22 protein-coding genes are annotated in these 24,483 nt (G+C 65.7%); 15 read left to right on the plus strand and 7 right to left on the minus strand.

Annotation, left to right across the window (positions count from 1 at the left end; genetic code table 11):
- Window positions 1-4: 4 nt before the first annotated feature.
- From CO669_RS06975 to CO669_RS07010, 7 genes are all read right to left on the minus strand, one after another.
- Entirely contained in the window at window positions 5-931 is a 927-nt protein-coding gene (locus CO669_RS06975) for a class I SAM-dependent methyltransferase (RefSeq protein WP_158228748.1), read from the minus strand.
- Window positions 932-1,418: 487 nt separating this feature from the next.
- Entirely contained in the window at window positions 1,419-2,468 is a 1,050-nt protein-coding gene (locus CO669_RS06985) for a LacI family DNA-binding transcriptional regulator (protein ID WP_097659378.1), read from the minus strand.
- Window positions 2,465-3,109, minus strand: coding sequence for a ThuA domain-containing protein (locus CO669_RS06990; RefSeq protein ID WP_097659377.1), 645 nt, complete (start codon window positions 3,107-3,109; stop codon window positions 2,465-2,467). The genes CO669_RS06985 and CO669_RS06990 overlap by 4 nt, the downstream gene beginning before the upstream one ends.
- A gap of 10 nt (window positions 3,110-3,119) precedes the next feature.
- Complete coding sequence (locus CO669_RS06995; RefSeq protein WP_097659044.1) at window positions 3,120-4,217, minus strand: Gfo/Idh/MocA family protein; 1,098 nt, start codon at window positions 4,215-4,217, stop codon at window positions 3,120-3,122.
- A gap of 22 nt (window positions 4,218-4,239) precedes the next feature.
- The gene (locus CO669_RS07000) at window positions 4,240-5,088 is read right to left on the minus strand and encodes a carbohydrate ABC transporter permease (RefSeq protein ID WP_097659045.1); all 849 of its coding nucleotides are present in this window, start codon (window positions 5,086-5,088) and stop codon (window positions 4,240-4,242) included.
- On the minus strand, window positions 5,081-6,022 hold the full coding sequence (locus CO669_RS07005; RefSeq protein ID WP_097659046.1) for a carbohydrate ABC transporter permease: 942 nt from the start codon (window positions 6,020-6,022) through the stop codon (window positions 5,081-5,083). Before CO669_RS07005 ends, CO669_RS07000 begins: the two co-directional genes overlap by 8 nt.
- Window positions 6,023-6,024: 2 nt before the next feature.
- A complete protein-coding gene (locus CO669_RS07010; RefSeq protein WP_097659047.1) occupies window positions 6,025-7,284 on the minus strand; it encodes an extracellular solute-binding protein in 1,260 nt (419 codons plus the stop codon).
- Window positions 7,285-7,450: 166 nt separating this feature from the next.
- On the opposite strand from CO669_RS07010, the gene CO669_RS07015 reads away from it, so the two are divergent.
- The 15 genes from CO669_RS07015 to CO669_RS07085 all read left to right on the plus strand — a co-directional run bounded on the left by CO669_RS07015 (window position 7,451) and on the right by CO669_RS07085 (window position 24,476).
- Window positions 7,451-8,209 carry an SDR family NAD(P)-dependent oxidoreductase gene (locus tag CO669_RS07015; protein WP_097659048.1) on the plus strand — a complete coding sequence of 253 codons (759 nt, stop codon included), beginning with the start codon at window positions 7,451-7,453 and terminating at the stop codon, window positions 8,207-8,209.
- Between the two features lie 206 nt (window positions 8,210-8,415).
- A complete protein-coding gene (locus CO669_RS07020; protein WP_097659049.1) occupies window positions 8,416-9,666 on the plus strand; it encodes an ABC transporter substrate-binding protein in 1,251 nt (416 codons plus the stop codon).
- A gap of 125 nt (window positions 9,667-9,791) precedes the next feature.
- Window positions 9,792-10,619, plus strand: coding sequence for a helix-turn-helix transcriptional regulator (locus CO669_RS07025; protein WP_097659050.1), 828 nt, complete (start codon window positions 9,792-9,794; stop codon window positions 10,617-10,619).
- Window positions 10,620-10,808: 189 nt separating this feature from the next.
- Window positions 10,809-11,819, plus strand: a complete 1,011-nt coding sequence (locus CO669_RS07030; RefSeq protein ID WP_097659051.1) for a branched-chain amino acid ABC transporter permease — start codon at window positions 10,809-10,811, stop codon at window positions 11,817-11,819.
- A 1-nt stretch (window position 11,820) separates the two neighbouring features.
- Window positions 11,821-12,903, plus strand: a complete 1,083-nt coding sequence (locus CO669_RS07035; protein ID WP_097659052.1) for a branched-chain amino acid ABC transporter permease — start codon at window positions 11,821-11,823, stop codon at window positions 12,901-12,903.
- On the plus strand, window positions 12,896-13,678 hold the full coding sequence (locus CO669_RS07040; RefSeq protein ID WP_097659053.1) for an ABC transporter ATP-binding protein: 783 nt from the start codon (window positions 12,896-12,898) through the stop codon (window positions 13,676-13,678). Before CO669_RS07035 ends, CO669_RS07040 begins: the two co-directional genes overlap by 8 nt.
- Window positions 13,671-15,875, plus strand: a complete 2,205-nt coding sequence (locus CO669_RS07045; protein WP_097659054.1) for an ABC transporter permease — start codon at window positions 13,671-13,673, stop codon at window positions 15,873-15,875. Before CO669_RS07040 ends, CO669_RS07045 begins: the two co-directional genes overlap by 8 nt.
- Before the next feature lie 3 nt (window positions 15,876-15,878).
- The gene (locus CO669_RS07050; protein WP_097659055.1) at window positions 15,879-16,712 is read left to right on the plus strand and encodes a phosphoenolpyruvate hydrolase family protein; all 834 of its coding nucleotides are present in this window, start codon (window positions 15,879-15,881) and stop codon (window positions 16,710-16,712) included.
- Window positions 16,713-16,739: 27 nt separating this feature from the next.
- Window positions 16,740-19,652, plus strand: coding sequence for a flotillin family protein (locus CO669_RS07055; protein ID WP_097659056.1), 2,913 nt, complete (start codon window positions 16,740-16,742; stop codon window positions 19,650-19,652).
- A 9-nt stretch (window positions 19,653-19,661) separates the two neighbouring features.
- On the plus strand, window positions 19,662-20,099 hold the full coding sequence (locus CO669_RS07060; protein ID WP_097659057.1) for an SRPBCC family protein: 438 nt from the start codon (window positions 19,662-19,664) through the stop codon (window positions 20,097-20,099).
- Window positions 20,100-20,101: 2 nt separating this feature from the next.
- Window positions 20,102-20,545: an SRPBCC family protein gene (locus CO669_RS07065; RefSeq protein WP_097659058.1), complete on the plus strand. Its 444-nt coding sequence runs from the start codon at window positions 20,102-20,104 to the stop codon at window positions 20,543-20,545.
- 2 nt (window positions 20,546-20,547) lie between these two features.
- Window positions 20,548-21,366, plus strand: a complete 819-nt coding sequence (locus CO669_RS07070) for an FAD binding domain-containing protein (protein WP_097659059.1) — start codon at window positions 20,548-20,550, stop codon at window positions 21,364-21,366.
- Window positions 21,367-21,371: 5 nt separating this feature from the next.
- Complete coding sequence (locus CO669_RS07075; protein WP_097659060.1) at window positions 21,372-21,848, plus strand: (2Fe-2S)-binding protein; 477 nt, start codon at window positions 21,372-21,374, stop codon at window positions 21,846-21,848.
- A gap of 8 nt (window positions 21,849-21,856) precedes the next feature.
- Window positions 21,857-23,452: a xanthine dehydrogenase family protein molybdopterin-binding subunit gene (locus CO669_RS07080; protein WP_097659061.1), complete on the plus strand. Its 1,596-nt coding sequence runs from the start codon at window positions 21,857-21,859 to the stop codon at window positions 23,450-23,452.
- Between the two features lies 1 nt (window position 23,453).
- Window positions 23,454-24,476, plus strand: coding sequence for a xanthine dehydrogenase family protein molybdopterin-binding subunit (locus tag CO669_RS07085; protein ID WP_097659062.1), 1,023 nt, complete (start codon window positions 23,454-23,456; stop codon window positions 24,474-24,476).
- Window positions 24,477-24,483: the final 7 nt, after the last annotated feature.

Raw genomic sequence — 24,483 nt, forward strand, 5'->3', positions numbered from 1 at the left:
GGGGTCAGCTCCCCTTGATCGCCAGCTTTCCAAGCCGCCAGGCCGTTTTGGGGTAACCGTCGGTGAGCCGCCATGGCCGCATCTGCTTGCGTATCTCCTGCCGCAACCGAACCGCATCGGGAGGCCGGGGAATGCCGGGATCGGCGCCGCCAACGCGTGCGAAAACTCTGAGATTGGTCGGGTGAATGCCGTAGAGCTCCCGTTGCATGGTGTGCACGCGGAAGCCATGCCGCGCCAACAGCGCAGTCAATGTCGCACCGGTGAAATAGCTGCGATGCGACACATGGACATATTGCAGTCCGATCTGCGACCAATCTTCCAGATCGGGAACCTCGATGACGAGCCAGCCATCGCGCGGCAACCAGCCGGCGATCACATCGAGCGTTGCGCCGGGTTGCTCGAGGTGCTCCAGGACGTGAAACATGGTGACCATGAGCGGCTGGAACGGTGCAGCGGCCGGCGATGCGAAATCGCCTGCAAGGATGTGGCCGCGGAGCCCGAGATTGTCTTCGCCATAACGTCGCTGCAGCGGGCCGGGCTCGACGCCCCAATAATTCCGGCTGCCGGCATCGCGGCAGGCTGCCAGGAAGAAGCCGTGACCGGCACCGATATCCACGATGTCGTCGACCGCGCCCGTAACGGTGCGAATGGCATTGACGCGATAGCCCGCCGCGAGGCTCGACTGGCCGAGCACGGGAGCCGAATAGGCGCCCACGCCCATAAGCCGGGGATAGAGATCGGCGTAGAAATGGGTTGCAGTGTCGCCCGCGAGCCCCCGTGCCAGATAGACCGTTCCACACTCCTCGCAAATCGACAGGTCGACGCGCAGGAGATATCGATCGCGGCGCAGCACCTGTAGCGGCTTGCGCGCGTTGCAGACAGGGCAAGGCAGCGGCTCCAGCCGCCTGTCGAGCCGATACAGATCTGGCAAGAGGGAAAAAGCTGGCTGACGCATGAATGTTGCGGGTGGTGGGTCCGCTACCGACCCGAACCCTCTCCTCTAGCCTAATACGGTGTTCATCTCTTATCCGGTCGAACCGGAAAGCGCCACCGCGCCGCTCGCGACAGAGGCAGTCACGGGGCCGACATGCAGCGGGCCAAGTCGTCATCGCGCTTTAGGTTATTGTTTGAGCATGATCCCTTCGCAAGCCGCTTCGTTTGACCCGCAGCCTTACGGTCCAGACGGGTGCGCGGGGGACGTTGCGGACGGGTTCGAGCTCGATGGCGACAGTCCGGACATGCTCCTGGTTGCCGGCGTCAGGAGCGACCGACGTCACATGATGAGCGCGGAGGAGCAGGCCCTGTTCGGCATCGACAAGCTCGGCGCGGTGCGCTCGGCCTTCACGCTCGACTGAGCTGCCCCCAAGCGGCGCTGCGCCAGCGAAGCCGCACGGACGTCCTGGCATCAGGCGGATGGACTATGGCAGATTGTCGCGCAGAAAAATGTCGATGCGGATGCGCTCCTGGTCCGGGCTGATGGGCTCGCCCGAACAATGCGCCAACAGGACACGCGCCGCGGAACGCGCTTCGTGGCCGGCATCCTGGTTGATGATCGCATCGAGCGTGCCGCGGACCAGGAAGCGTCGCGTATGCTGGGTCAGCTCATGGGTGATCCAGACCACCTCGCGGGCGCGGCCGGAGGCTTCGAGCGCATCGGCGATGCCGCGGTTCCCGGCACCGCAACAATAGATGCCGCGGAGATCGGCGTGGCGTGCGAGCAGCGCGGCTGTCAGCTCGCGCGTGCGGTCACTGTCGTCCCGGCCCTCGAGCACCGGGAGCGCGCGCAGTTTCGGATACTCGCTGGAGAGGATCTGATGGAAGCCGTACTGCCGCTCGGTGTGGTCGCGCAGCGACAGCGACCCCGCGATCACCGCGACCGTGCCCTCGCGACCTCCGAGGAAACGTCCCATCAGCGTCGCCGCGGTCCGGCCCGCGGCCGGATTGTCTATGCCGACGTAATGGAGACGGCGCGCGCTCGGCGCGTCCGAGACGAGAGTGACCACGGCGACCCCGCGGGAGGCGAGCTCGTCGATCGCGGCGCGCACCCTGGGATGATCCAGTGCGATGACGGCGACGCCCTGATAGGCCGGCGACAGGGTCTCCAGCGCTCCCGCCAGCACGTCCGGATCGAACACGTCGACATGAAGGATGTCGATGAAGCCGCGCTGGCCGGCGAGCCACTCCGCGGTGCGCTGGACCTGCTCGGTCAAGTTGGTCATGAAACTGTTGCTGCCGCTCGGCAGCACGAAAGCAAGGCGGAAACTCTGTCCCCGCGCGAGCCGCGCGGCCGCCACATCGGCGCGATAGCCGAGTTTCGCCACCGCAGCCTCGACACGGGCGACCGTCTTGGCGCGCACACCGTCGCGCCGGTTGACGACCCGGTCCACGGTCGCGAGCGAAACGCCCGCCGCCCGCGCGACATCCTCGAGCGTGGCGCGAACGACCGGCTGGGCCGCGCCCACTGTCATTCGCGCGCCGCCCACAGCATGCCGCGGGTCATCAGCGTCCGGATCTCGGGCACATCGAGCTCGTAGGCGCGGTGGCCGAGCGAGGAATAAAACACCCTGCCCTCGCCGTAACGCTTCTTCCACACCACGGGCATGACCACGCCCTCGATCCAGGACGCGTGCTCGCCGCTGAAGGTCGTCGTCGCCAACACCTCGTTGGCGGGGTCGACATGCATATAGTATTGCTCGGAACGATGCTCGAAACTCTTCAGACCCTTCATGATGGGGTCATCGGGCTTCGTCAAGTCGACCTTGTAGTCGATGATGTTGCCGGGATGGGCAACCCACTGCCCGCCGCACAGGAACTGGTAGTCGACCGAATCGCGGAACGCATCGCACATTCCGCCGTGGTGGCCGGCGAGCCCAACCCCGCTGCGCACCGCCGCACAGAGATTGAGCGCCTCTGCCTTCTCGATCTTCGACATGGTGTAGATCGGGATGATCAGCGACAGATCGTGGATCGCCGGATCGGCGAACGCCGCCGTCGTGGTCTCGATCCGGACCTCGAAGCCCTCAGCCCTCAACCAGCCGCGGATCATCGACGCACAGAGATCAGGATCGTGACCCGGCCAGCCGCCCCAAACAATCATTGCCTTGCGCATGGTCATGTCCTCAGTCGATCTGTCCGGTTTCGCGTCCGGCCGGCAGCATTGCCGGCCGCTCGACGCGGCTCTCGATTCTGACGCGCCGCCCTTCGTCGGCCGAGGTCTGGAACGCCTCCATCACCTCCAACACATGGAACGCCAGCGCGCCGCTGGCGCGATGCGGCCGGTTCGCCAGGATCGCAGAAGCCATGTCGGCAACACCGATGGAACGGAACTCGCCCTCGACGTGACCGTGCGTGAGCGGCACCGTCTCCCACTCGCCGCCGGTCTTGGCGACCTGCACCTCGCCGCCGAAGCGGTTCGGGTCCGGCACCAGCATGCTGCCCTTGTCGCCATAGATCTCGATCGGCGCGTGCCGGTGCTTCGGCACGTCAAAGCTCATCGTGATCGAGACCACCGCCCCGCTCTCGAATTCGAGGGTGCCCGCGACATGGGTCGAGACTTCGACCGGGATCAGGGAGCCGTTCATCGGCTGGCTGGTGACCAGGCGCTCGGATCGCGGCCGCGCGGTCGAACCCATCACGCTGGCGACCGGTCCAAGCAGCTGCACCAGATCGGTGATGTAATACGGCCCCATGTCGAGCATCGGCCCGCCACCGCGCAGGTAGTAGAAACCGGGTGCCGGATGCCAGCGCTCGTGGCCGGGGCAGCCGAAGAACGCACTGCCCGCGACAGGCATGCCGATCGCACCATCGTCGATCAGCTTGCGCGCGGTCTGATGCCCGCCGCCGAGGAACGTGTCGGGTGCGCAGCCGACGCGCAAATTCTTCTGGCCGGCGAGCTCCATGACCTTGCGCGCCTCGCCAACATTGATGCCGAGCGGTTTCTCGGAATGGACATGTTTTCCGGCGTTCAGCACCGCAAGGCTGACATCAGTGTGAGCCAGCGGCACCGTGAGGTTGACGACGATCTCCACATCATCGCGCTTGAGCAGCTGATCCACCCGCATCGCCGGCAGTCCGAAGGCCGCCCCCTGGCGTTCGGCGACGTCGCTGCGCATGTCCGCGAGCGCCCTGACCTCCATGACCGGGAAACGTTGCGCCGCCTTCAGATAGGCCGTGCTGATGACACCGCAGCCGATGATTCCGACACCCACTTTTCTCATTGTGATCTCCGTAAGGGTCCGCTCATCCCTTGACCGCGCCTGCGGTAAGACCGGCGACGATATGCTTCTGAGCCAGAAGGAAGAGAATGATCGTCGGCAGGATGGTCAGCGTGATGAAAGCCAGGATCAGATGCCATTCGGACGAATACTCGCCCTGATACACCATGATGCCGAGCGGCCAGGGATAGAGCGCATCGGTGTTGAGCATCACCAGCGGCAACAGATAGGCGTTCCAGCTGTTGACGAAGGTGATGGTCCCGACGGTCGCCAGGATCGGCCGCGACAGCGGCAACGTCACGTAGCGGAAGAACTTGATGTAGCTGCAGCCATCCACCAGCGCCGCTTCGAGCAGCTCGTAGGGAATGTCCTTGAAGAAGCGCCGCAGCAGCAGCACGCTCATCGCGAGGCTGAAGGCCACTTGCGGCAGCGCAACGCCAAAATAGGTATCGAGCAGCCCGAGATCGCGCACCTTGATGAAGAGCGGCAGCACCGCGGTCGCGGCAGGAAACAGCAGGCCGAGCGTCAAATAGCTGAGCAGCATCGAGCTGCCGTAGAACCTGACATGAGCGAAGGCGAACGCCGCCATCGAGGCCACGATCAGGGTCAACGTCACCGCCAGCGTCGAGATGACCAGCGAGTTGCGCAACAGCTGCCAGTAGCGCGCGGAGAGCAGGATGTCCGCGTAATTCTGCCACTCCCAGCGCTGCGGCAGGCCGAACGGGTTGACGCGCAACTCCCCGAGCGATTTGAAGCCGCCGAGCACGGTCGCCAGCAGCGGCACGAGCACGAAGACCGCGACGGCCGCGAGGAACAGCGCCTTGAACAGGGCCGCCGGATCGAACGGAGCGCGGGAGGTCCCGGTGCTACTCATCGCGCATGAACCATCGCTTGTAGGTGAAGGCAAAGGTTAGGCAGATCATGAACAGAATGACGCCGATGGCGCTGCCATAGCCGACCCGCATCCGGGAGATGCCGTTGTTGTAGAGGAAGCTCACCATCGTGTTGGAGGAATCCGCAGGTCCTCCGCGCGTCAACGGCATCACCAGGTCGAATAGCTGCAGCGAGCCGATGATGGCGAAGAACACCGAGAGACGGATGGTCGGGTAGAGCAAGGGGACGACGACGTGACGCAGGGTCTGCGTCCGCGTCGCACCGTCGATGCGGGCGGCTTCGACCAGGCTCTTGTCGAGGCTCTGCAGGGCCGCGATGAACAGCATCATGTGGAAGCCGAAATATTTCCAGACGACGACGATCAGCACCGCCAGCATCGCGGTGTCGGTCGAGGCCAGCAGATGCGGCGGCTCGGCGCCGAAGGTGCGCCAGACCGAAGCGACCAGGCCATAATCGCCGTCATAGACGAACGAGAAGATCAGCCCGGTCGCGATCTCGGCCAGGATATAGGGCATGAAGAACAGCATGCGCAGCGCCACCGCACCACGAAAGCGTTCCGCGAGCATCAGCGCCAGGGTGAGCGCGAGCGGCAGCTGGATCGCAAGCGAAACTGCGATGATCAGGCCGTTGTTGCGCAAGGCGAGCCAGAATGCGCGCGTTTCCAGCACGAAACGGTAATTGTCCAGGCCGATCCAGTTGGTCGGCTTGCCGAATCCGTTCCAGTTGAAGGCCGAGTACCAGGCGGCTTCGCCGATCGGCACCACCACGAACAGCGTGAACAACAACAGTGCCGGCGGGAGGAACAGGATCAGCACCGTGAAGCGCCCGTCCCACCGCGGGCCCCGGACCGCGATCGGCGCGAACGATGTCTCCGCGACATCGATCGCCGGCGAGCTCGCGATCCGCCGGGCCACCGTCAATTGCCCTGCTTCCAGGCCGCTTCAATCGCTTTCGCCGCATCCTGCGGGTTCATGCTGCCGCCGGCGATCTCGGCGGTGACGTCGTTGACGACGCGGCCGACCGAGGGCCCAAGGCTCTGGTCATAGAAGTTCTGGTGATAGTTCGACTTCGCCAGATTGGCCGCGATCAGCTTCATGAAGGAATTGTTGAAGCCGGCATCCGCCCCCTGCACCACCGGGATGATGAAATTGCCGGCGGCAAGGCGCGTCTGCACATCCTTGGAGACGAAGTATTTCAGGAAATCGACAGCCTCCTTCGGCGAGCCCTTGGTGATCAGCCAGCCGGTGATGCCGCCGAGCGTATCCGTCGGCGCGCCCTTGCCGCCCGGCACGACCGGGAAGTCGAACCAGCAGATCTTGTCCTCGGAGAGACCGGCCTTGTCGGCGGCGAGCGCGCGCTGCAGATGATAGACCGTGCTGATCGCAAGCGTCATCGCCGCCTTGCCGTCGCCGAAATAGCCGACGGCCTGCGGATTCTTGAAGCCGAGGAAGCCGTTCTGGAACGGCTGGAGATCGACGAGCTGCTTGAACAGCTCGCCCGATTTCTGGAAGGTCTCGCCGGCGAAGCCGCCGTTCTCGCCGCGCAGCGCGGCGTCGAACGCCCCCTTGCCGCCGATGCGCACTGCAAGATGCGTCCAGTAGAAATGCAGCGGCCATTTGTCGGCACCGCCGACCACGATCGGCGTCACGCCGGCCGCCTTCAGCGTCTTCACTGCGGACAGCAGATCGTCCCAGGTCTTGATCGCGGCCGGATCGATCTTCGCCTTGGCCATCAGCTCCCTGTTGCAGAGGAAGCCGACCTGAGACAGCGCTGTCGGCAGGCCGTAGACCTTCCCATTGCTGGTGAAGGCCGCGAGTGCCGCCGGCGTCAGGCTATCGCTATAGCCCTTCACCTGATCGGTGATGTCGTCGAGCACGCCGGCCTCGATCTGCGTCTTCAGGACGCCGCCGGCCCAGCTGTAGATGATGTTCGGCCGATCTTTCGATTGCAGGATGGTCGGCAACTTGGCCTTGTAGGCCTCGTTCTCGAGGAACTGCATCTCGACCTTCACGCCGGGATGCGACGCCTCATAGCTGCGCGCGACCTCCTCCCAGATCTTCACCTGGGCCGGATTGGCCTCGATGTGGAGCCATTTCACAGTGGTGTCGGCAGCGGCCCAATTGGCCCCGAGCAGGCATGCGGCAACGGCGAGTCCCAGCTTCCCGAGCAGCCTCATCACATTCCTCCCAACCGGCTTCTATTCTTTGGCTGCAATCCTGCCTTCAATTTTTGAGGTACGCAACTGAAATTCTGATCTATGACCCTCACGCCGGAAATGACTAAGCTTCGCGACGAAAACGGACGGCGCTTCGCACCGCCCGCAAGCAAGTCGAGAGGTGTCCATGGCTGCCCTTTATTCTGACCTCGCCGGCAAGGTCGTTCTCGTCACCGGTGGCGCATCGGGAATTGGTGCTGCGATCGTGCGGCGCTTCGCGCAGCAGAAGAGCAAGGTCGTGTTCTTCGACATCAAGGCCGACGAAGGCCAGCGCCTTGCACGCGAATTGTCGGATCACGGGTTCGGCGCACATTTCCAGCGCGTCGACCTCACCGACATCGCGGCCCTGCGCGCCGGCATCGCACAGGCGCGAGAGGCGCACGGCGCGATCAACATCCTCGTCAACAATGCCGCGCATGACGAACGGCACCCGACCGAGGAGATGACGCCGGAATATTGGGACGACCGCATCGCGGTGAACCTGAAGCACCAGTTCTTCGCTGCGCAAGCCGTCTTGCCCGACATGAGGGCGGCGAATGCCGGCGCGATCGTCAATTTCGGCTCCGTGTCATGGATCGCCGGACAAGGCGGCATGGCCGCCTACACCGCCAGCAAATCGGGCGTGATCGGCCTCACGCGTTCCCTGGCGCGCGACTACGGCCCCTACAATATCCGCGTGAACGCAATCGCGCCGGGCTGGATCATGACCGAGCGCCAGCTCGAGAAATGGATGACGCCGCAGGGCGAGATCGAGTTGATGCAGAGGCAATGCCTTAAGCGCAAGCTCGTCCCCGACGAGGTCGCGAAGTTCACCGTCTTTCTCGCCTCCGACGAAGCCTCGGCCTGCACGGCCCAACATTACATCGTCGATGGCGGCTGGGTGTGACATGTGATCCTGCGCCTGCTGCACCGCGAAACCACTTGCGCCGCAACATTCAAAAATGAGACTGCCCGTCAAGCCGGACGAGGCGTCCACGCGTGCACCGCATCCGACTTCGGCTAGCTTCCCTGCAAAGCTGCGGCCCGTTCGAGAGCCAGCGGCGTCGCGCCAGTTTTGGCGCGGCAACAATCGACGTCACAGGGAGGAGCACAATGTCGAAATGCAGTATCGGACTGCTCGCGCTGAGCAGCCTGTTTCTTTCAAGCGCCGCGATCGCCCAGGAAAAGATCAAGGTGGGCGTGACCGCGACGCTCGAAGGCACCTACACCGTTCTCGGCGAGGACGGCATGCGCGGCCACCAGACGGCGCTCAACGTGCTCGGCAAGAAGATCGGCGACAAGGAGCTCGAATTCATCGTCGCCTCGACCGACGCGACGCCGGATTCGGCAGTGCGCGCGGTGCGCAAGCTGATCGAGCAGGACAAGGTGCAGATCCTGCTCTCGCCGCTCTCCGGCGACGAGGGCATTGCGGTGAAGAACTTCGCAAAAACCCATCCGGAGCTGACCTTCATCAATGCAGCCTCGGGCGCGCAGGAAACCACCTATGTCGATCCTGCCCCGAACTTCTTCCGCTACAACATGGACGGCGCGCAGTGGCAGGTCGGCCTCGGCAAATACGCCTATGAGGAGAAGAAGTATCGCAAGATCGCAACCGTCGGCGAGGACTATTCGTTCATCTACACCCAGGTGTTCGGCCTCGTGCTCGAATTCTGCGGCGCCGGCGGACAGGTCACCAACCGGCAATGGGTGCCGCTCGGCACCAAGGATTTCGCCTCGGTGATCGCCGCGCTGCCCGACGACGTTGATGCGATCTATCTCGGCCTCGGCGGCGCCGACGCCGTCAACTTCCTCAACCAGTATCAGCAGGCGGGCGGCAAGGCGCATCTGATGGGCGGTTCCATCATGATCGACCAGACCATCCTGTCGTCCAAGGGCAACGCCAAGAACGCCCTGGTCGGCACCATCGCAGCGAGCGGCCAGGCTGACACCTGGGAGGATCCGGGCTGGCAGAAATTCGTGAAGGCCTATCAGGACGCCTTCCCACCCAACAAGCGCTTCCCGAGCCCGTCGCTGCTCGCCACCAACTACTATGATTCAACCATGGCGCTGATCCTCGCCCTGCGCCAGGTCAACGGCGACCTCTCCAACAACCAGGGGAAATTCAGGGAAGCGCTGGCGAAGACCGAGCTCGATGCGCCGAACGGCAAGATCAAGCTCGACTCCAACCGCCAGGCGATCGGAACCAACTTCGTCACCGAGGTCGTCGACGACGGCAAGGGCGCGCTGTTCAGCAAGGTCGTGAAGGTGATCCCGAACGTGAACCAGACCCTCGGATACGATCCCGCGGTGTTCTCGAAGATCGGGCTGCCGAGCCGCACCGTACCGGAATGTAAGAAGTACTGACGCATCGCGGCAGCAAACACGCAACCGGGGAGCGACTTGCTGACGCGGTCGCTCTCCGCTCTTGCAATCTCGTCGGCATTGTTGAACGCTGAGCGAAAAGACAAGAACATTCGGGAGGGGAAGGCATGAGCCGTGCGCTCGCCGTCTTCCACGGCCGGTTCGGTCGGGCGACGGTTTATCAGTTGAACCGCCCTTTCAATATCCACGCCCATCGTGAAGGTCATCTGATCTTCCATGTCGGCGGCATGCCCGCATGCATCGACGTCTCCGAGGGGCACTACGATCTCACCGAGACGTCCGTCGTCGCGGTCAATCCCTGGGAGCCGCACAATTTTCTGCCTGCCGATCTGGACGGCGGCGCGATCTTCTTCGTGCTCTACGTCAATGCCGAATGGTTTGCGCCCGATGCATCGGGCACCCACCGGCTGCGGTTCGGCCGCACCCAGTTCAAGCGCACGCCGGCACTCGACAAGCACATCAGGCGGACCGCCGCGCTCGTGTGCGGCGCCCCCTCGCTCTCCAGCCTCGATTCCGAGCTGCGGAGACTGATCGATATCTGTTACGACGAAAGCTGGCAGCAGGCCGAGATCGCGCGCGATCCACGCGCAAACGGCTCCGTCACCGATTTTCGCGTGCGCAAATGCATCAAGATGATGTCGGAAAGTCCCGGCGCCGAGATCGAGCTCGACACCATCGCACGGGAATCCGGCCTGTCGCGCCCGCACTTCTACCGGCTGTTCCGCGTCCAGACCGGCGTGACGCCGAATCTCTATCTCAACACGCTGATCATGGAACAGGCGCTCGAAGCGCTGGTGGCAAGCGAGACCCCGATCGCCGATATCGGCTTCGATCTCGGCTTCTCCTCGCAGAGCGGTTTCACCCGCTTCTTCGCCGCGAATGTGGGGATGGCCCCGACCGATTATCGTCGCGCGGCCAAGATTTTGCGCGCCTGAGCACCGGCCACGAAAAGATACTCACGATCAAACGTCACCCTCGCAGCCGGGCTAGGATGCGGGCAAAGCGATCCCGATAGAGGGTCGCAGTCGACGGGAGCGTGCGTTCATGGTGAGGCTAGCAGCCGGTGACGGTCGGCCTGCCACCTCCTCCCGCTTGCGGGCAGAGGTGAAGAGCAGGCTACGCATATGAGCCGCTTTGTCGAACGCCATCCGGCCTGGGCGCTGATCGCCATCATTGCCATTGCCGTCGCGCTCTGGCTGATCTTCGCGGTCTGGCCGCCGGGCCTCGAAGAAGCCATCGGCCGCAAGCGCGTCTTCCTCAACGCCGTCTTCAACGGCATCACGCTGGGGGGACTCTATTTCCTCGTCGCCAGCGGCTTCACGCTGATCTTCGGCTTGATGCGCAACGTCAATCTCGCGCACGGCTCGCTCTATCTGTTCGGCGGCTATGTCGGCTATGCCATCAGCACAGCGACCGGCTCCTGGCTCCTCAGCTTCATCGTCGCCTTCGTCCTGACCGCGCTGGTGGGCGTCCTGCTCCAGCTGATCGTGTTCCGCCGGATGGAGGGACAGGACCTCAGGCAGACCATGGTGACGATCGGGCTCTCGATCGTGTTCGCCGACCTCATGCTGTGGGCCTGCGGCGGCGATTTCTACCAGGTCCAGACCCCGAACTGGCTGATCGGCCCCGTGGAGCTGCCGCTGATCACGGCGGTGAAATCCTCGGGCGAGCCGGTCTATCTCAGATATCCCATGGTACGGCTGGTGATCTTCGCGGCCTCCGTGGTCATCGGCGTGGCGATGTGGCTCGCGCTCAACCGCACCCGCATCGGCATGATCATCCGCGCCGGCGTCGACGACCGCGATATCCTCGCCGCGACCGGCGTGCGGATCCAGCTCGTCTTCGTCGGCGTGTTCGCATTCGGCGCTGGACTTGCGGGCATCGCCGGCGTCGTCGGCGGCACCTTCCAGTCGCTGTCGCCCGGCGAGGACATCCGCTTCCTGCTCGCCTCCCTCGTCGTCGTGATCGTGGGCGGGATGGGCTCGATCCCCGGCGCCGCGCTCGGCGCGCTGATCATCGGCCTCGCCGAGCAGCTCGGCTCGGTCTACATCCCGACCTATGCCATCGTCGTGACCTTCCTGATCATGGTGCTGGTGCTGGCGATCCGGCCGCAAGGCCTGCTGGCGAGGCGCTGACATGTCGCTCACGCACGATGCCCGCCTTGCCGTTCGTCCCGCCGCTGTCGCGCAGCGCCCCGTGCGGACATGGCCGGAGATCAACAACCCCGCCGCCTGGATCGTCGCGGCCATCCTCGTGGTGATGCCGCTGGTCGCCAACGGTTTCTTCCTGATCGAGATCTTCGCGACCACGCTGATCCTCGGCATCATGGCACTCAGCCTGATGTTCCTCGCCGGCTATGGCGGCATGGTCAGCCTGATGCAGCTCACCATCGCCGGCTTCTCGGCCTACATGGTCGCCGTGTTCGGCGTCAGCGGCAACGCCAATATCAGCCTGGGCTGGCCATGGTGGCTCGCGGTCCCCATGGCGCTGGCGCTGGCGACCGCCTTCGGCACGCTCGGCGGCGCGCTCGCGGTACGCACCGAGGGCATCTACACCATCATGATCACGCTCGCGATTGGAGCTGCCTTCTACTATTTCACCAATCAGAACTGGGCGATCTTCAACGGCCATACCGGCATCAACACCGTGGCTACGCCGCACTTCTGGGGCGTGAACTGGCGCGCCGACATTCCTTTCTATTACGTCGTGCTCGCGGTTGCCGCGCTCTGCTACTTCGCCGTCGAATATCTGTCGCGGGCCCCTTTCGGCCTCGCTCTTCAAGGCGTGCGCGACAATCCCCGCCGCATGGCCGCGCTGGGCTTCAACGTCAATGCACACCGCGTCGCCGCCTATGCTTTCGCCTCCTTCATCGCTGCGCTCGCCGGCGTGCTCCAGGTCTGGAACTATCGCCAGATCTCGCCGGGTTCGGTCAGCGTCGGGGCCTGCATCGACGTGCTGATCATCGCCGTCGTCGGCGGCATCACGCGCCCGATCGGCCCCTTCATCGGTGCGCTGATCTTCGTGCTGCTGCGCACTTTTGCGCTCGACTTCCTGGTCCGGCTCGGCCTCGACGGCAACCGTTTCCGCCTGCTGATCGGGCTCGGCTTCCTCGCCATCGTGTTCTGGTCCTCGGACGGCGTCATCGGCCTTTGGCAGCGCTGGCGCCAGGGACAGCGTTCCCGAGACGGTCGCCAAGGCGAAGGACGCGGCCATGGATAGCGTCGCGCAACGCCTCTCGGCCGTCGGCGCCGGCGCCGCGCTGGAACTGCGCGGCGTGACGAGGCTGTTCGGCGCCCTCGCGGCGCTGACCGACGTCACCATCACCGTGCGCCCCGGCGAGCGCCGCGCCGTGCTCGGCTCCAACGGCGCCGGCAAGACCACGCTGTTCAACTGCATCACCGGAGATTTCGCGCCCTCCTCCGGCACCATCCGCTTCTTCGGCGAAGACGTCACGCATTTCCCGCCCTATGAGCGCATCCGCCGCGGGCTGCGCCGGACCTACCAGATCTCGGCGCTGTTCCCCGGCCTCACAGTGCAGGACAATGTCTATCTTGCCTGCCGCGGCGTCTCGCGCGGGCGCTTCTCGTTCCTCCGCCCGGGGCAAAACGATGCCCTGATGCATGCGGCCGACAACCTCGTCCAGGCCGTGCATCTGTCCGCCGTGAAGGACCAGCGCGTGGCCGAACTCGCGCACGGCCAGCAGCGCCAGCTCGAGATCGCGCTGGCGCTCGCCGGCGCGCCGCGCTTCGTCCTGTTCGACGAGCCGGCCGCGGGCCTGTCGCCGACGGAGCGCGCCGAGCTGATCGAGATCCTGACCTCCCTGCCGGCGCATATCGGCTACATCATCATCGAGCACGACATGGACGTGGCGCTGCGCGTCGTCGAGAGCGTCACGATGATGCACAACGGCCGTGTCTTCAAGGAAGGCGTGCCGCAGGAGATCCAGTCGGATCCGGAAGTGCAGGAGCTTTATCTCGGAGGCGGCCATGAATGAGGCCCGCCGCTCCGCCGCCGCGCTCGAGGTCCGCGGGCTCGACGTCTATTACGGTCACTCCCACGCGCTGCAAGGCGTCGACCTCACGCTCGAGAGCGGCGTGTTCTCCGTCGTCGGCCGCAACGGCATGGGCAAGACCACGCTGTGCAAGGCGATCATGGGGCTGGTCGCCGTGAGCGGCGGCTCGATCCGTGTCCGCGGCGAGAACGTCACGCGGCGGCCTTCCGCCCAGATCGCCCGGCTTGGCGTCGGCTATGTCCCACAGGGACGCCGCCTGTGGCGCTCGCTCAGCGTCGATGAGCATCTGCGGCTGGCCGGCGGGCTGCGGTCCGGCGCCTGGACCGTCGAGCGCATTTACGACACCTTCCCGCGCCTTGCCGAGCGCAAGGACCACGGCGGCGGCCAGCTCTCCGGCGGCGAGCAGCAGATGCTGGCGATCGCGCGGGCGCTTCTCACCAATCCCCAACTGCTCATCATGGATGAGCCGACCGAAGGCCTCGCTCCAGTCATCGTGGCGCAGGTCGAGGAGATGCTGCTGCGGCTCGGGGAGGACGGCGACATGTCCGTGCTCGTGATCGAGCAGAATATCGGCGTCGCCACCGCGGTCTCGCGCAACGTCGCGATCATGGTCAACGGCCGCATCAACCGCATCATCGACTCCGCACGGCTCGCCGCCGACCGCAACTTGCAGCAGCGCCTGCTCGGGGTCGGGCTTCACGCCGAACTCGAAGACGATATCGATATATCCGCGCCCGCGGCCGAATCGAAGCCGGCCCCGGCGCCGCGCCGCGACGGACCCGTCAGAATCTACATCTCCAATCCGGTACTCCCGACGCGGTGGTCGCAACCGGTGCCGATCGCCCGCATCGAGGCGGCAGCGCGCACGCTCTCGACGCAAGTCGCGCGACTCGACGACGCCGCCCGGCGCAAGCGTGAACCGGTGGCGGCGCAGACCGCCGGTCCGCCCGTCGTGCTGGTGGTCGGCACGCTCGACACCAAAGGTCTGGAGCTGCGCTTCATCCGCGACATCATCGCCGAAGCCGGCCTGCACACGCGGCTGGTCGACGTCTCCACCAGCGGCAGGCATTCCAGCTGCGATGTCTCGGCGCAGGAGATCGCGCTGAACCACGGCCGCGGCGGCTCCGCCGTATTCGGCCCCGACCGCGGCGCGGCCGTGACGGCGATGGCCGATGCGTTTGCCAGCTGGCTGCGGCGCCAGGGCAATGTCGCCGGCGTGATCTCGGCGGGCGGCTCGGGCGCGGCCTCGCTGGTTGCCCCCGGCATGCGCACGCTTCCCATCGGCGTGCCCAAGCTGATCGTCTCCTCCGTCGCGTCCGGCGACGTCGGGCCCTATGTCGGTCCCGCCGACATCACCATGATGTACTCCGTCACCGACGTGCAGGGGCTTAACTCGATCTCGCGCGCGGTGCTGGCCAACGGCGCCAATGCGCTGGCCGGCATGGTCAAGGCCAGGCTCGATCAGCGCGCGGCCCGCCCAGCTGCCGCCCTGCCTTCAGTCGGCATCACCATGTTCGGCGTGACGACGCCGGCAGTGCAGAAGATCGCCACCGATTTGCGCGAGGATTTCGAATGCCTGGTCTTCCATGCCACCGGCGTCGGCGGCCGCTCCATGGAGAAACTCGTCGAGTCCGGCCAGCTCGCAGGCGTCATCGACCTCACCACGACGGAGGTCTGCGATCTCCTGATGGGCGGCGTTTTTCCCGCAACCGATGACCGCCTCGGCGCGATCATCCGCACGCGCGTCCCCTATATCGGCTCGGTGGGCGCACTCGACATGGTCAATTTCGGCGCGCCCGACACCATTCCCGAGCGCTACCGCGGCCGCAAATTCCACGTCCACAATCCGCAGGTGACGTTGATGCGGACGACCGTGGAGGAGAACGAGCGCATCGGCCGCTGGATCGGCGAACGGCTCAACCAGATGGACGGACCCGTGCGCTTCTTCCTGCCCGAGGGCGGCGTCTCCGCGCTCGATGCCCGCGGCCAGCCGTTCTGGGATCCCGATGCGGACGCCGCGCTGTTCCGCGCGCTGGAGCGGACCGTGCGGCAGACCGGTCATCGCCAGCTCATTCGCACGCCGAAGAACATCAACGATCCCGACTTCGCCGCCGCCATCGTCGGTGCGTTCCGAACCCTGTTCGGGCGACCCGGCGCGCGGCGGAGACTAGCGAGGTGACCGATGGCCAGGTTTGAACGCGCAGCACTGCTGAAGAAATTCCGCGAGATGGCGAAGCGCGGCGAGCCGATCGTCGGCGGCGGCGCCGGCACCGGGCTATCGGCCAAATGCGAGGAGGCCGGCGGCGTCGATCTCATCGTGATCTACAATTCCGGCCGCTATCGCATGGCCGGCCGCGGCTCGCTCGCAGGTCTCATGGCGTACGGCGATGCCAATGCCATCGTGCTGGAAATGGCCGGCGAAGTGCTCCCCGTGGTCACGAGGACGCCGGTGCTCGCGGGCGTCAACGGCACCGATCCGTTCCGCGACATGGACGTCTTCCTCGACCAGCTGAAGGCGCTCGGTTTCGCCGGCGTCCAGAACTTTCCGACCGTCGGCCTGATCGACGGCACCTTCCGCGCCAATCTCGAAGAGACCGGCATGTCCTATGCGCTCGAGATCGACATGATCGCCAAGGCGCACGACAAGGACATGCTGACGACGCCCTATGTGTTCAGCGAGAAGGAGGCCGCTGCGATGGCGATCGCCGGCGCCGACATCGTCGTCTGCCACATGGGGCTGACGACCGGCGGCTCGATCGGCGCGCAGACGGCACCGAAGCTGAAGGACTGTCCGGCGCGGATCGACACCTGGGCGTCGGCTGCGCTCAGCGTCAATCCTGACATTCTGGTGCTGGCGCATGGCGGCCCGATCGCGGATCCCGCCGACGCCGATTTCATCATGAAGAACACCCGCCATTGCCACGGCTTCTACGGAGCGTCCTCGATGGAACGCCTTCCCGTGGAGCGGGCGCTGACGGAACAGGTACGTCAATTCAAGGCGATCGGCGCGCGATAACGCCGTGAGGGTTCGAAGGAGGGAAAGATGTCAGGGATGCTGGTCGGTGAATTGATCCTCTGGCTGATCGTCGCGATCGTCGTGATCGTCGTCGGCGTCTACATCGTGAACTGGCTCTATCACCGCTCTTCCAAGGAGACCTCGTTCGTCCGCACCGGTTTTCTCGGCGAACGCGTGGTGATCAATGGCGGCGCCTTCGTGATGCCGTTCATCCACGATTACACGCCGGTCAACATGAACGTGCTGCCGATGGGCATCGTGCGTTCCAAGCAGGATGCCGTGATCACCCGCGACCGCATGCGCGTCGACATCGAGGCCGACTTCTATGTCCGCGTGCAGGCGACCCGCGAGGCCGTGTCGATTGCAGCCGCCACCCTCGGCCGCCGTACCATGGAGCCCGAGCAGCTCCACGCTCTCCTGGCCGGCAAGTTCATCTCGGCGATCCGCTCGGTTGCTTCCGAGATGACGCTGGAGCAGATGCACGAGCAGCGCGGCGAGTATGTCGCCCGCCTCAAGGCCAATGCGACTGAGGCCCTCGCCCAGAACGGTCTCGAACTGGAATCGGTCGCGATTACCGATCTCGACCAGACCGACCTCGAATTCTTCAACCCCTCGAACCGGTTCGACGCCGAAGGCCTGACCCAGCTGATGCAGGATATCGAGGCCAAGCGGAAGCTGCGCAACGACATCGAGCAGGACTCGATGATCAAGATCCGCACCCGCAATCTGGAGGCCGAGCGCCAGGCGCTGGAGATCGAGCGCGAGAGCGAGACCGCGCGCCTGGAGCAGGAGCGCGACATCGAGATGCGCCGCGCGCTCCAGCGTACGGAAGTCGCCCGCGAACGGGCGCTGCGCGAAACCGAGGCCGAACAGGCACAGATTTCCGCACGCGAGACCATCGAGCGCGCCCGTATCGCTAATGACCAGGCCATCGCCGAGGCCCGCATCGCCTCCGAGCGCGAGACCCGCCAGAAGGAGATCGAGCGGACCCGCACCATCGAGGAAAAGGAGCTGCTGGCGCGCGAGGAGATCGAGAAGACGAGGATCGCCAACCAGCGCTCGATCGACACGACCCGCATCGCCTCCGAGCGCGAGGTGCGCCAGCGCGAGATCGAGCGGATGCGCACCGTCGAGGAAGCCGAGATCGCCGCACGCGAAGCGATCGAGAAAGCGAGGATCCAGCAGGACCGCGTCGTCACCGACGCCCGCATCGCCAACGAGGAGGAAACCAGGCGCCGCGAGATCGAGCGCACCCGCGCCGTGGACGAGGCCGAGATCGCCGCCCGCGAGGCGACCGAGAAGGCCCGTATCGCCCAGACGCTGATCGTCAATGTCGAGCGCATCTCCTCCGACGAGCGCACCCGCGCGCTGGAGATCCAGCAGGTCCGTACCATCCAGGAGGCCGAGATCGAGGCCCAGCGCGCGGTCGAGGCCGCCCGCATCGCCCGCGAGCGAACGCTCGCCGCCGAGCGTATCGCCGCCGAGCAGAACACCCGGCAGCTGGAGATCGAGCGCAACCAGGCGCTCGACGTCGCCGGCATCGTCGCGCGCGAGACCACGGAGGCCAGCCGGATCGCCCAGGAGGAGCGCGTGCGCTCGCTGGAGATCGCCCGCAACCGTGCCGTCGAGGAAGCCGACATCGCCTCCCGCGAGGCGATCGAAGCGGCCCGCATCGCCCAGGAGAAGGCGGTCGCGGCCGAGCGTATCCAGGCCGAGCGCGACACCCGCTCGCTCGAAATCGAGCGCACCGGCGTGCTGGAGGCGGCCGAGCTGAAGCGGCGCGACGCCATCGAGCGCCAGCGCATCACGGTCGATCTGGCGCTGGAGGCCGAGCGGATCAACTCCTCCAAGAAGCGCGAGGTGCTCAACATCGAGCAGAAGAAGGCGATCGAGATCGCCGACGAGGACCGCGTCATCGCGCTGTCCACCAAGAAGTCCGAACGGATCGATGCCGACCGCCAGGTCCGGCAGGCCGAGATCGTTGCCCGCAAGGAGGTCGAGACCACCGACGTCTCGCGCGAGCAGGCGCTGGAAGCCGCCCGCATCGAGCGGCGGCGTGCCATCGAGCAGCTCGAGGTCGCCCGCGTCCAATCGCTGCAGGAGGCCGAGATCGCCTCTCGCGAGGAGGTCGAGCGCGCCCGCATCGCCTCCGACCGCGGCCTGGATGAGGCCCGCATCGGCCGCGAGCGCGAGCTGCGCAAGCTCGAAGTCAACCGCGAGAAGGAGGTCGAGACCGTCCTGATGGAAAAGGCCATCGCGATCCACACGAAATCCCTGGAAGAGTCCGCCGCCAAGGCGTCGGCCGAGGAAGCGCGGATGCGCGCCACCGAAGCGACCGAGCGCGTCATCACCGCGCGCGAGAGCGAGATCGCCAAGCGGCGCAAGACGGTGGAAATCCTGATCGCCGAGAAACAGGCCGAGGAGACCCGCATCGCTGCCGAGGCCGAGCGCGTGCGCGCCGCCGTCGAGGCCGAGGCGCAGAGAATGCTGAACGAGGCCGAGAACGTGCTGACCGACCAGGCCCGCTACTCGCTGTTCCGCCGAAAACTGCTCGACCGCATCGAGGGCATCGTGCGCGAGAGCGTCAAGCCGATGGAGAAGATCGAGGGCATCCGCATCCTCCAGGTCGACGGCCTCAACGGCAACGGCCATGGCGGCAATGGCGGCCGCAGCGCCACCGACGAGGTCATCGACTCCGCCCTGCGCTATCGCGTCCAGGCGCCGCTGATCGACTCGATCCTGGCCGATATCGGCGTCGAAGGCGGCAGCCTCGCCAAGATGCCGGGCCTGATCCGCGAAGCGCGCGACATGCAGGGAATCAAGGAGTCCGCCCGCAAGGGTGGCGGAGGCGGAGGTGGCGGCGACAAGCCGGCGGCCTCTCCGCCTGCGGCCGAGGGTGGCGAACCTCCGACCGAACGCGGACCGAGAAAGAAGAGCTGAGGTCGCGCCATGGCCCGCGTCTATGTCTCAACCGTCGTCAATGCCCGCAACGACCGCGTCTGGGCGCGGGTGCGCGATTTCAACGGCTTGCCGAACTGGCATCCGGCGATCGCCGAAAGCCGCATCGAGGGCGGCGAGCCCTCGGACAAGATCGGCTGCGTTAGGGATTTCCGCCTGCGCAACGGCGACCGCATCCGCGAGAAGCTTTTGGGCCTCTCCGACTACGACATGTTCTGCACCTACTCGATCCTGGAATCCCCGATGGGTGTCGAGAACTACGTCGCAACCCTGCGGCTGACCCCCGTCACCGACGGCGACCAGACATTTGTGGAGTGGACCGCCGAATTCGACTGCGCGCCGGAGCGGGAGACCGAGCTCGTGAACAATATCGGCGGCGGCGTGTTCCAGGGTGGTTTCGACGCCCTGAAGCGTGTGTTTGGAGGCTAGCGGTGCCGCATATCGTCAAGAGCACGATCCTGGACGCACCGACCGACGCGGTGTGGACCGTGCTGCGCGACTTCAACGGGCACGATCGCTGGCATCCGGCTGTTGCGACCTCCTCGATCGAGCGTGCGCAATCTTCCGACAAGATCGGCTGTGTCAGGCGGTTCAGACTGAAGGACGGTGCGGAGCTGCGCGAGCAACTGCTGGCGCTGTCCGACCTGGAACAGTCGTTCAGCTATTGCCTGCTCGATACGCCGGTTCCGATGTTCAACTATGTCGCCCATGTCCGGCTGCTGCCGGTCACCGACGGCGACCGCACCTTCTGGCACTGGGAATCCCGCTTCACCACCAAGCCGGAAGATCGCGACCGCATCACGCATATGGTCGCCGAAGACATTTACCAGGCCGGGTTCGAGGCGATCCGTCGACATCTGAAGGAGGCCGCATAATCATGGCCGTAACAGTCAAGACATTTGCAAGCGCCAGCGAGGCGGCCGGGGCGCTGTCCTCGGACCGCAGCGCGCGCTATCTCGGCGGCGGCACGCTGGTGATGCGGGCGCTGAACGAGGGTGATGTCGCGATCTCGACGGTCGTTCGTGCGAGCGACCAGGCGCTGACCCGGATCGATGCATCGGGGCCTCGCATCACGCTCGGCGCCGGCGTGACCTTCGCACGCGTCCTCGCCGAACGGGACCTCGGCTTCCTGCATGCCCCGGCCCGTTCGATCGGCGGTCCCGCTGTCCGCAACATGGGCACGGTCGGCGGCAACCTCTTCGCGCCCAGTCCCTATGGCGATTTCACCGTGGCGCTGTTGGCGCTCGACGCCACCGTCGCCGTCGCCGGCGGCTTTGGTTCACGCGACATCCCGATTGAGGAGTTCTTGCAGGCGCGCGAGCGTCAGGCCGGAACATTGGTGCTGTCGGTATCCTGCACCCGGCCGGCAAACAGCGAGGCGTTCCGCTATCGCAAGATCGCGCGGATCAAGCCGAAGGGCGGTTCTGTGATCACCCTTGCCGCGCATCTACCGATCAGCGGCGGACGGATTGCCGGCGCCCGGATCGCGCTGGGATCGATGGCGCCGACACAGATCCGCGCTCGCGCCGCCGAGCGCACGCTGGAGGGCCGCTCGCTGGACGCCGCGACCATTACGGCCGCCGCATCCGCGGTGACCGAGGGAACATCGCCATCCGACAACGCGCTCGGCAGCGCCTGGTATCGTCGCGAGATCGTCGGCGTCCATCTGCGGCGCCTGCTGTCGGGACAGGAATAGAGCCCATGCCGACGACACCCCTGCAGTTTCGACACAATGGCCGCGACGTCGCGATCTTCGTCGACGGCGGCACCAATCTGCTGGTCGCGCTGCGCGAACTGATCGGCGACATGACACCGAAATTCGGCTGCGGCCAGGGCGGCTGCGGCGCCTGCAGTGTGCTTGTTGACGGCGAACTCCACCTCTCCTGCCTGACATTGGCGGAGACTGTCGCCGGCCGGTCCATCGAGACGCTCGACGGCATGAAGCAAGGCCCGAACCTGCACCCGCTGCAGCGGGCCTTCGCCGACAATTTTGCGGCCCAGTGCGGCTATTGCACGCCGGGCATGCTGATGGCCGCCAAGGCGCTGCTCGACCGCAACCCTGCTCCGACCCGCGACGAGGTCATTGAGGCGATCTCCGGCAACATCTGCCGCTGCACCGGCTACGAGCCGATCATCAATGCCATCCTGGCCGCAGCGAGCGGCCGGGTCAGCGCCTGAGGTCAACCATGCTGGAACTGCGCAAGGACATCTTCGCCGACGAGCGCGACGACAACTTAAAGGAAATTGGCAAGGGCACCCAGCGCCAGGACATGCTCGGCCATGTCACGGGTACCTCGAGCTACTTCAACGACCACAAGCTGCAAGGCATGCTGCATCTGAAGGTCGTGCGCTCGACACAGGCGCATGCAAGGATCCGCCGCATCGATACCACGGACGCAGAGCGTTCGGCCGGCGTGCGCCGGATCATCCGCGGCACCGACGTGCCGGTCAATCTCAACACGCTGCTCAGCCTGATCAATTTCGGCAAGGACGACGAGCCGTCGCTGGCGGTCGACAAGGTCCGCTACAAGGGCGAGCCGATCCTCGCCATCGTCGCCGACAGTGAGCGCGAAGCGTTCGAGGCCATCGCGAAGGTCAAGGTCGACTACGAGCCGCTCCCGGCCGTATTCGACGTCGAAGACGCGCTGAAGCCCGGCGCGCCCGTGGTCAACGAGACCTATCCGAAGAACGCCTTCGTCTATCACGACGTCTACGATCACCAGCGCCTGCGCTTCGGCGACGCCGATGCCGCGCTCGCGAGCGCCGATCACGTCCTGGAACAACGCTACCAGATGTCGCCGATCGAGCATGCGCCGACCGAGACCAACGGGGCCATTGCAGCGCCCGACACCAACGGCCGCTACGTCGTCTACACCTCGACTCAGGCGCTGTTCTTTTCGGTCGACACCTGCGCCAAGATTTTGGACGTGCCCTCCAACACGTTCCACTTCATCGGCGGCACCGTCGGCGGCGGTTTCGGCGGCAAGGTGGATACGCTGACCGAGCCGCTCGCCATCCTCGGCGCGATGCTGACGGGACGCCCCGTGCGCTACGTGTTCGGGCGCGAGGAGGAGATGCAGTATGGGCCGCCGCGCGGCGCCGAACGCATCTACATCAAGGACGGCGTGATGCGCGATGGCCGCATCGTCGCCCGCAAGATCCACGCCTATTTCGACAGCGGCGCCTATACGCGGCTGTCGAGCTATGCCGCGGTGAAGTGCGCCGCACATCTGCCGGGTCCCTACACCATCCCGAACGTCTATGGCGACGTCTATTGCGTCTTCACCAATCGCACGCCTGCGACCGCCATGCGTGGTTTCGGCGTCACGGCGATGGATTTTGCGATCGAGTGCCAGATGGACAAGCTGGCCAATCTCGTCGGCATGGACCCGATGGAGTTTCGCATCCTCAACGCCTATCGCGATGGCGACATGAAGGCACACCGGCGCGAGGCCAAGAACACCGCGCTGATCGAATGCGTCCAGGTTGCGGCCGAAAAGGCCAAATGGCCGATCCGCGAAGAGTTCAAGCGGGCCTCCTCGCGCAAGGACGGCGGCGGCAGCCGAGCGGCCATCCCGCCGACGCCGACAGACTCCTCGCGCACGAGGGCAGCCGCGCCGGCCCAGCAGCGCACGAGTTATGACCGTCTTCCGCCCACCGTCACCCGTGAACCGCCGCGCGATCCGCCCCCACCCGCGCCGCCGCCTGCTCCGCCGCGCCCGGCCGGGCCGTCCCACGGCGCGACGCGGTTCTCCTCCGTGTTCGGGACCAGGAGGCGCTGAGATGACCAGGCACCGCGGACGCGGCATGGCGTCGATCAACTATCCCATCGGCATGAATCTCGGCGGCGATCCCAGCCAGGCGCTGGTGCATTCCAACCCGAGCGGCAAATTCACGGTTGCGCTGTCGTCGATCGACCTTGGCCAGGGTATGAAATCGGTGACGCGGCAGATCTGCGCGGAGACGCTGGGCGTCCCGGTCGAGGACGTCTATGTCGACACGGCGGACTCCGACACCGGTCCGCACTGCATGGGCTCGTTTGCCTCGCGCGGCACCCACCGCGTCGGCAACGCCGTGATGGCCGCTGCCCGCGAAGCGCGCGGCGTGATGATGGAAGCGGCGGCCGAGGAGCTCGAGGTCAACGCCGCCGATCTCGAAACCGACGGCCGCGGCAATATCCACGTCAGGGGCGCGCCACACCGTTCGATCTCGACCAAGGATGTCGCGATTGCCGCGCAGTTCAAGCAGGGCAAAACCATCTCGGGCCGCGGCATCTTTCTCGTTCCCCTCTCCAACGTCGATCCGGAGACCGGCGAGATGTCGCCGGCAACCTGTTACGCCCATGCCTGTCTCGTCGCCGAGGTCGAGGTCGACGACGAGACCGGCGAGGTCGCGATGGTCCGCATGGACTCTGCCTATGAGCTCGGCCGTGCCCTCAACCCGCGGCTGGTCGAGCAGCAGCTGGTCGGCGGCGCCTGGATGGGCGTCAGCCACGCGCTCTACGAGACACCAGAGCCGTATTATCCCGATCCCGTGCACGGACCGCGCGACTTCGTCGAATATCTGATGCCCGGCCCCGGCGACATCTGCCCGCACGATATCGCGGTGCTGGAACGCCCTGCCCCTGACGGGCCGTTCGGGGCCAAGGGCCCCGGCGAGATGTGCGCCAACCCTGTTCTGCCGGCCGTTGCGAATGCGATCTTCAACGCCGTCGGCGTCCGCATCGACGATCTGCCGATCACGCCCGAGAAGGTGTTGCGTGCGATCAAGGCCCAGGGCGGCGCGCGGCCGCAGGCACGGCGCTAGAGGATTT

The organism is Bradyrhizobium sp. Y36 (genome assembly GCF_002531575.1).
Lineage (GTDB): Bacteria > Pseudomonadota > Alphaproteobacteria > Rhizobiales > Xanthobacteraceae > Bradyrhizobium.

Excerpts from the sequence above, each read along its gene's own strand:
- CO669_RS06990 (WP_097659377.1), bottom strand. The coding sequence starts at position 3,109 with ATGCGCAAGGCAATGATTGTTTGGGGCGGCTGGCCGGGTCACGATCCT.
- CO669_RS07040 (WP_097659053.1), top strand. The coding sequence starts at position 12,896 with ATGGATAGCGTCGCGCAACGCCTCTCGGCCGTCGGCGCCGGCGCCGCG.
- CO669_RS07035 (WP_097659052.1), top strand. The coding sequence starts at position 11,821 with ATGTCGCTCACGCACGATGCCCGCCTTGCCGTTCGTCCCGCCGCTGTC.
- CO669_RS07080 (WP_097659061.1), top strand. The coding sequence starts at position 21,857 with ATGCTGGAACTGCGCAAGGACATCTTCGCCGACGAGCGCGACGACAAC.
- CO669_RS07085 (WP_097659062.1), top strand. The coding sequence starts at position 23,454 with ATGACCAGGCACCGCGGACGCGGCATGGCGTCGATCAACTATCCCATC.
- CO669_RS07045 (WP_097659054.1), top strand. The coding sequence starts at position 13,671 with ATGAATGAGGCCCGCCGCTCCGCCGCCGCGCTCGAGGTCCGCGGGCTC.
- CO669_RS06985 (WP_097659378.1), bottom strand. The coding sequence starts at position 2,468 with ATGACAGTGGGCGCGGCCCAGCCGGTCGTTCGCGCCACGCTCGAGGAT.
- CO669_RS07020 (WP_097659049.1), top strand. The coding sequence starts at position 8,416 with ATGTCGAAATGCAGTATCGGACTGCTCGCGCTGAGCAGCCTGTTTCTT.
- CO669_RS07070 (WP_097659059.1), top strand. The coding sequence starts at position 20,548 with ATGGCCGTAACAGTCAAGACATTTGCAAGCGCCAGCGAGGCGGCCGGG.
- CO669_RS06995 (WP_097659044.1), bottom strand. The coding sequence starts at position 4,217 with ATGAGAAAAGTGGGTGTCGGAATCATCGGCTGCGGTGTCATCAGCACG.
- CO669_RS07030 (WP_097659051.1), top strand. The coding sequence starts at position 10,809 with ATGAGCCGCTTTGTCGAACGCCATCCGGCCTGGGCGCTGATCGCCATC.
- CO669_RS07025 (WP_097659050.1), top strand. The coding sequence starts at position 9,792 with ATGAGCCGTGCGCTCGCCGTCTTCCACGGCCGGTTCGGTCGGGCGACG.
- CO669_RS07000 (WP_097659045.1), bottom strand. The coding sequence starts at position 5,088 with ATGAGTAGCACCGGGACCTCCCGCGCTCCGTTCGATCCGGCGGCCCTG.
- CO669_RS07075 (WP_097659060.1), top strand. The coding sequence starts at position 21,372 with ATGCCGACGACACCCCTGCAGTTTCGACACAATGGCCGCGACGTCGCG.
- CO669_RS07010 (WP_097659047.1), bottom strand. The coding sequence starts at position 7,284 with ATGAGGCTGCTCGGGAAGCTGGGACTCGCCGTTGCCGCATGCCTGCTC.
- CO669_RS07050 (WP_097659055.1), top strand. The coding sequence starts at position 15,879 with ATGGCCAGGTTTGAACGCGCAGCACTGCTGAAGAAATTCCGCGAGATG.
- CO669_RS07015 (WP_097659048.1), top strand. The coding sequence starts at position 7,451 with ATGGCTGCCCTTTATTCTGACCTCGCCGGCAAGGTCGTTCTCGTCACC.
- CO669_RS07060 (WP_097659057.1), top strand. The coding sequence starts at position 19,662 with ATGGCCCGCGTCTATGTCTCAACCGTCGTCAATGCCCGCAACGACCGC.
- CO669_RS07055 (WP_097659056.1), top strand. The coding sequence starts at position 16,740 with ATGTCAGGGATGCTGGTCGGTGAATTGATCCTCTGGCTGATCGTCGCG.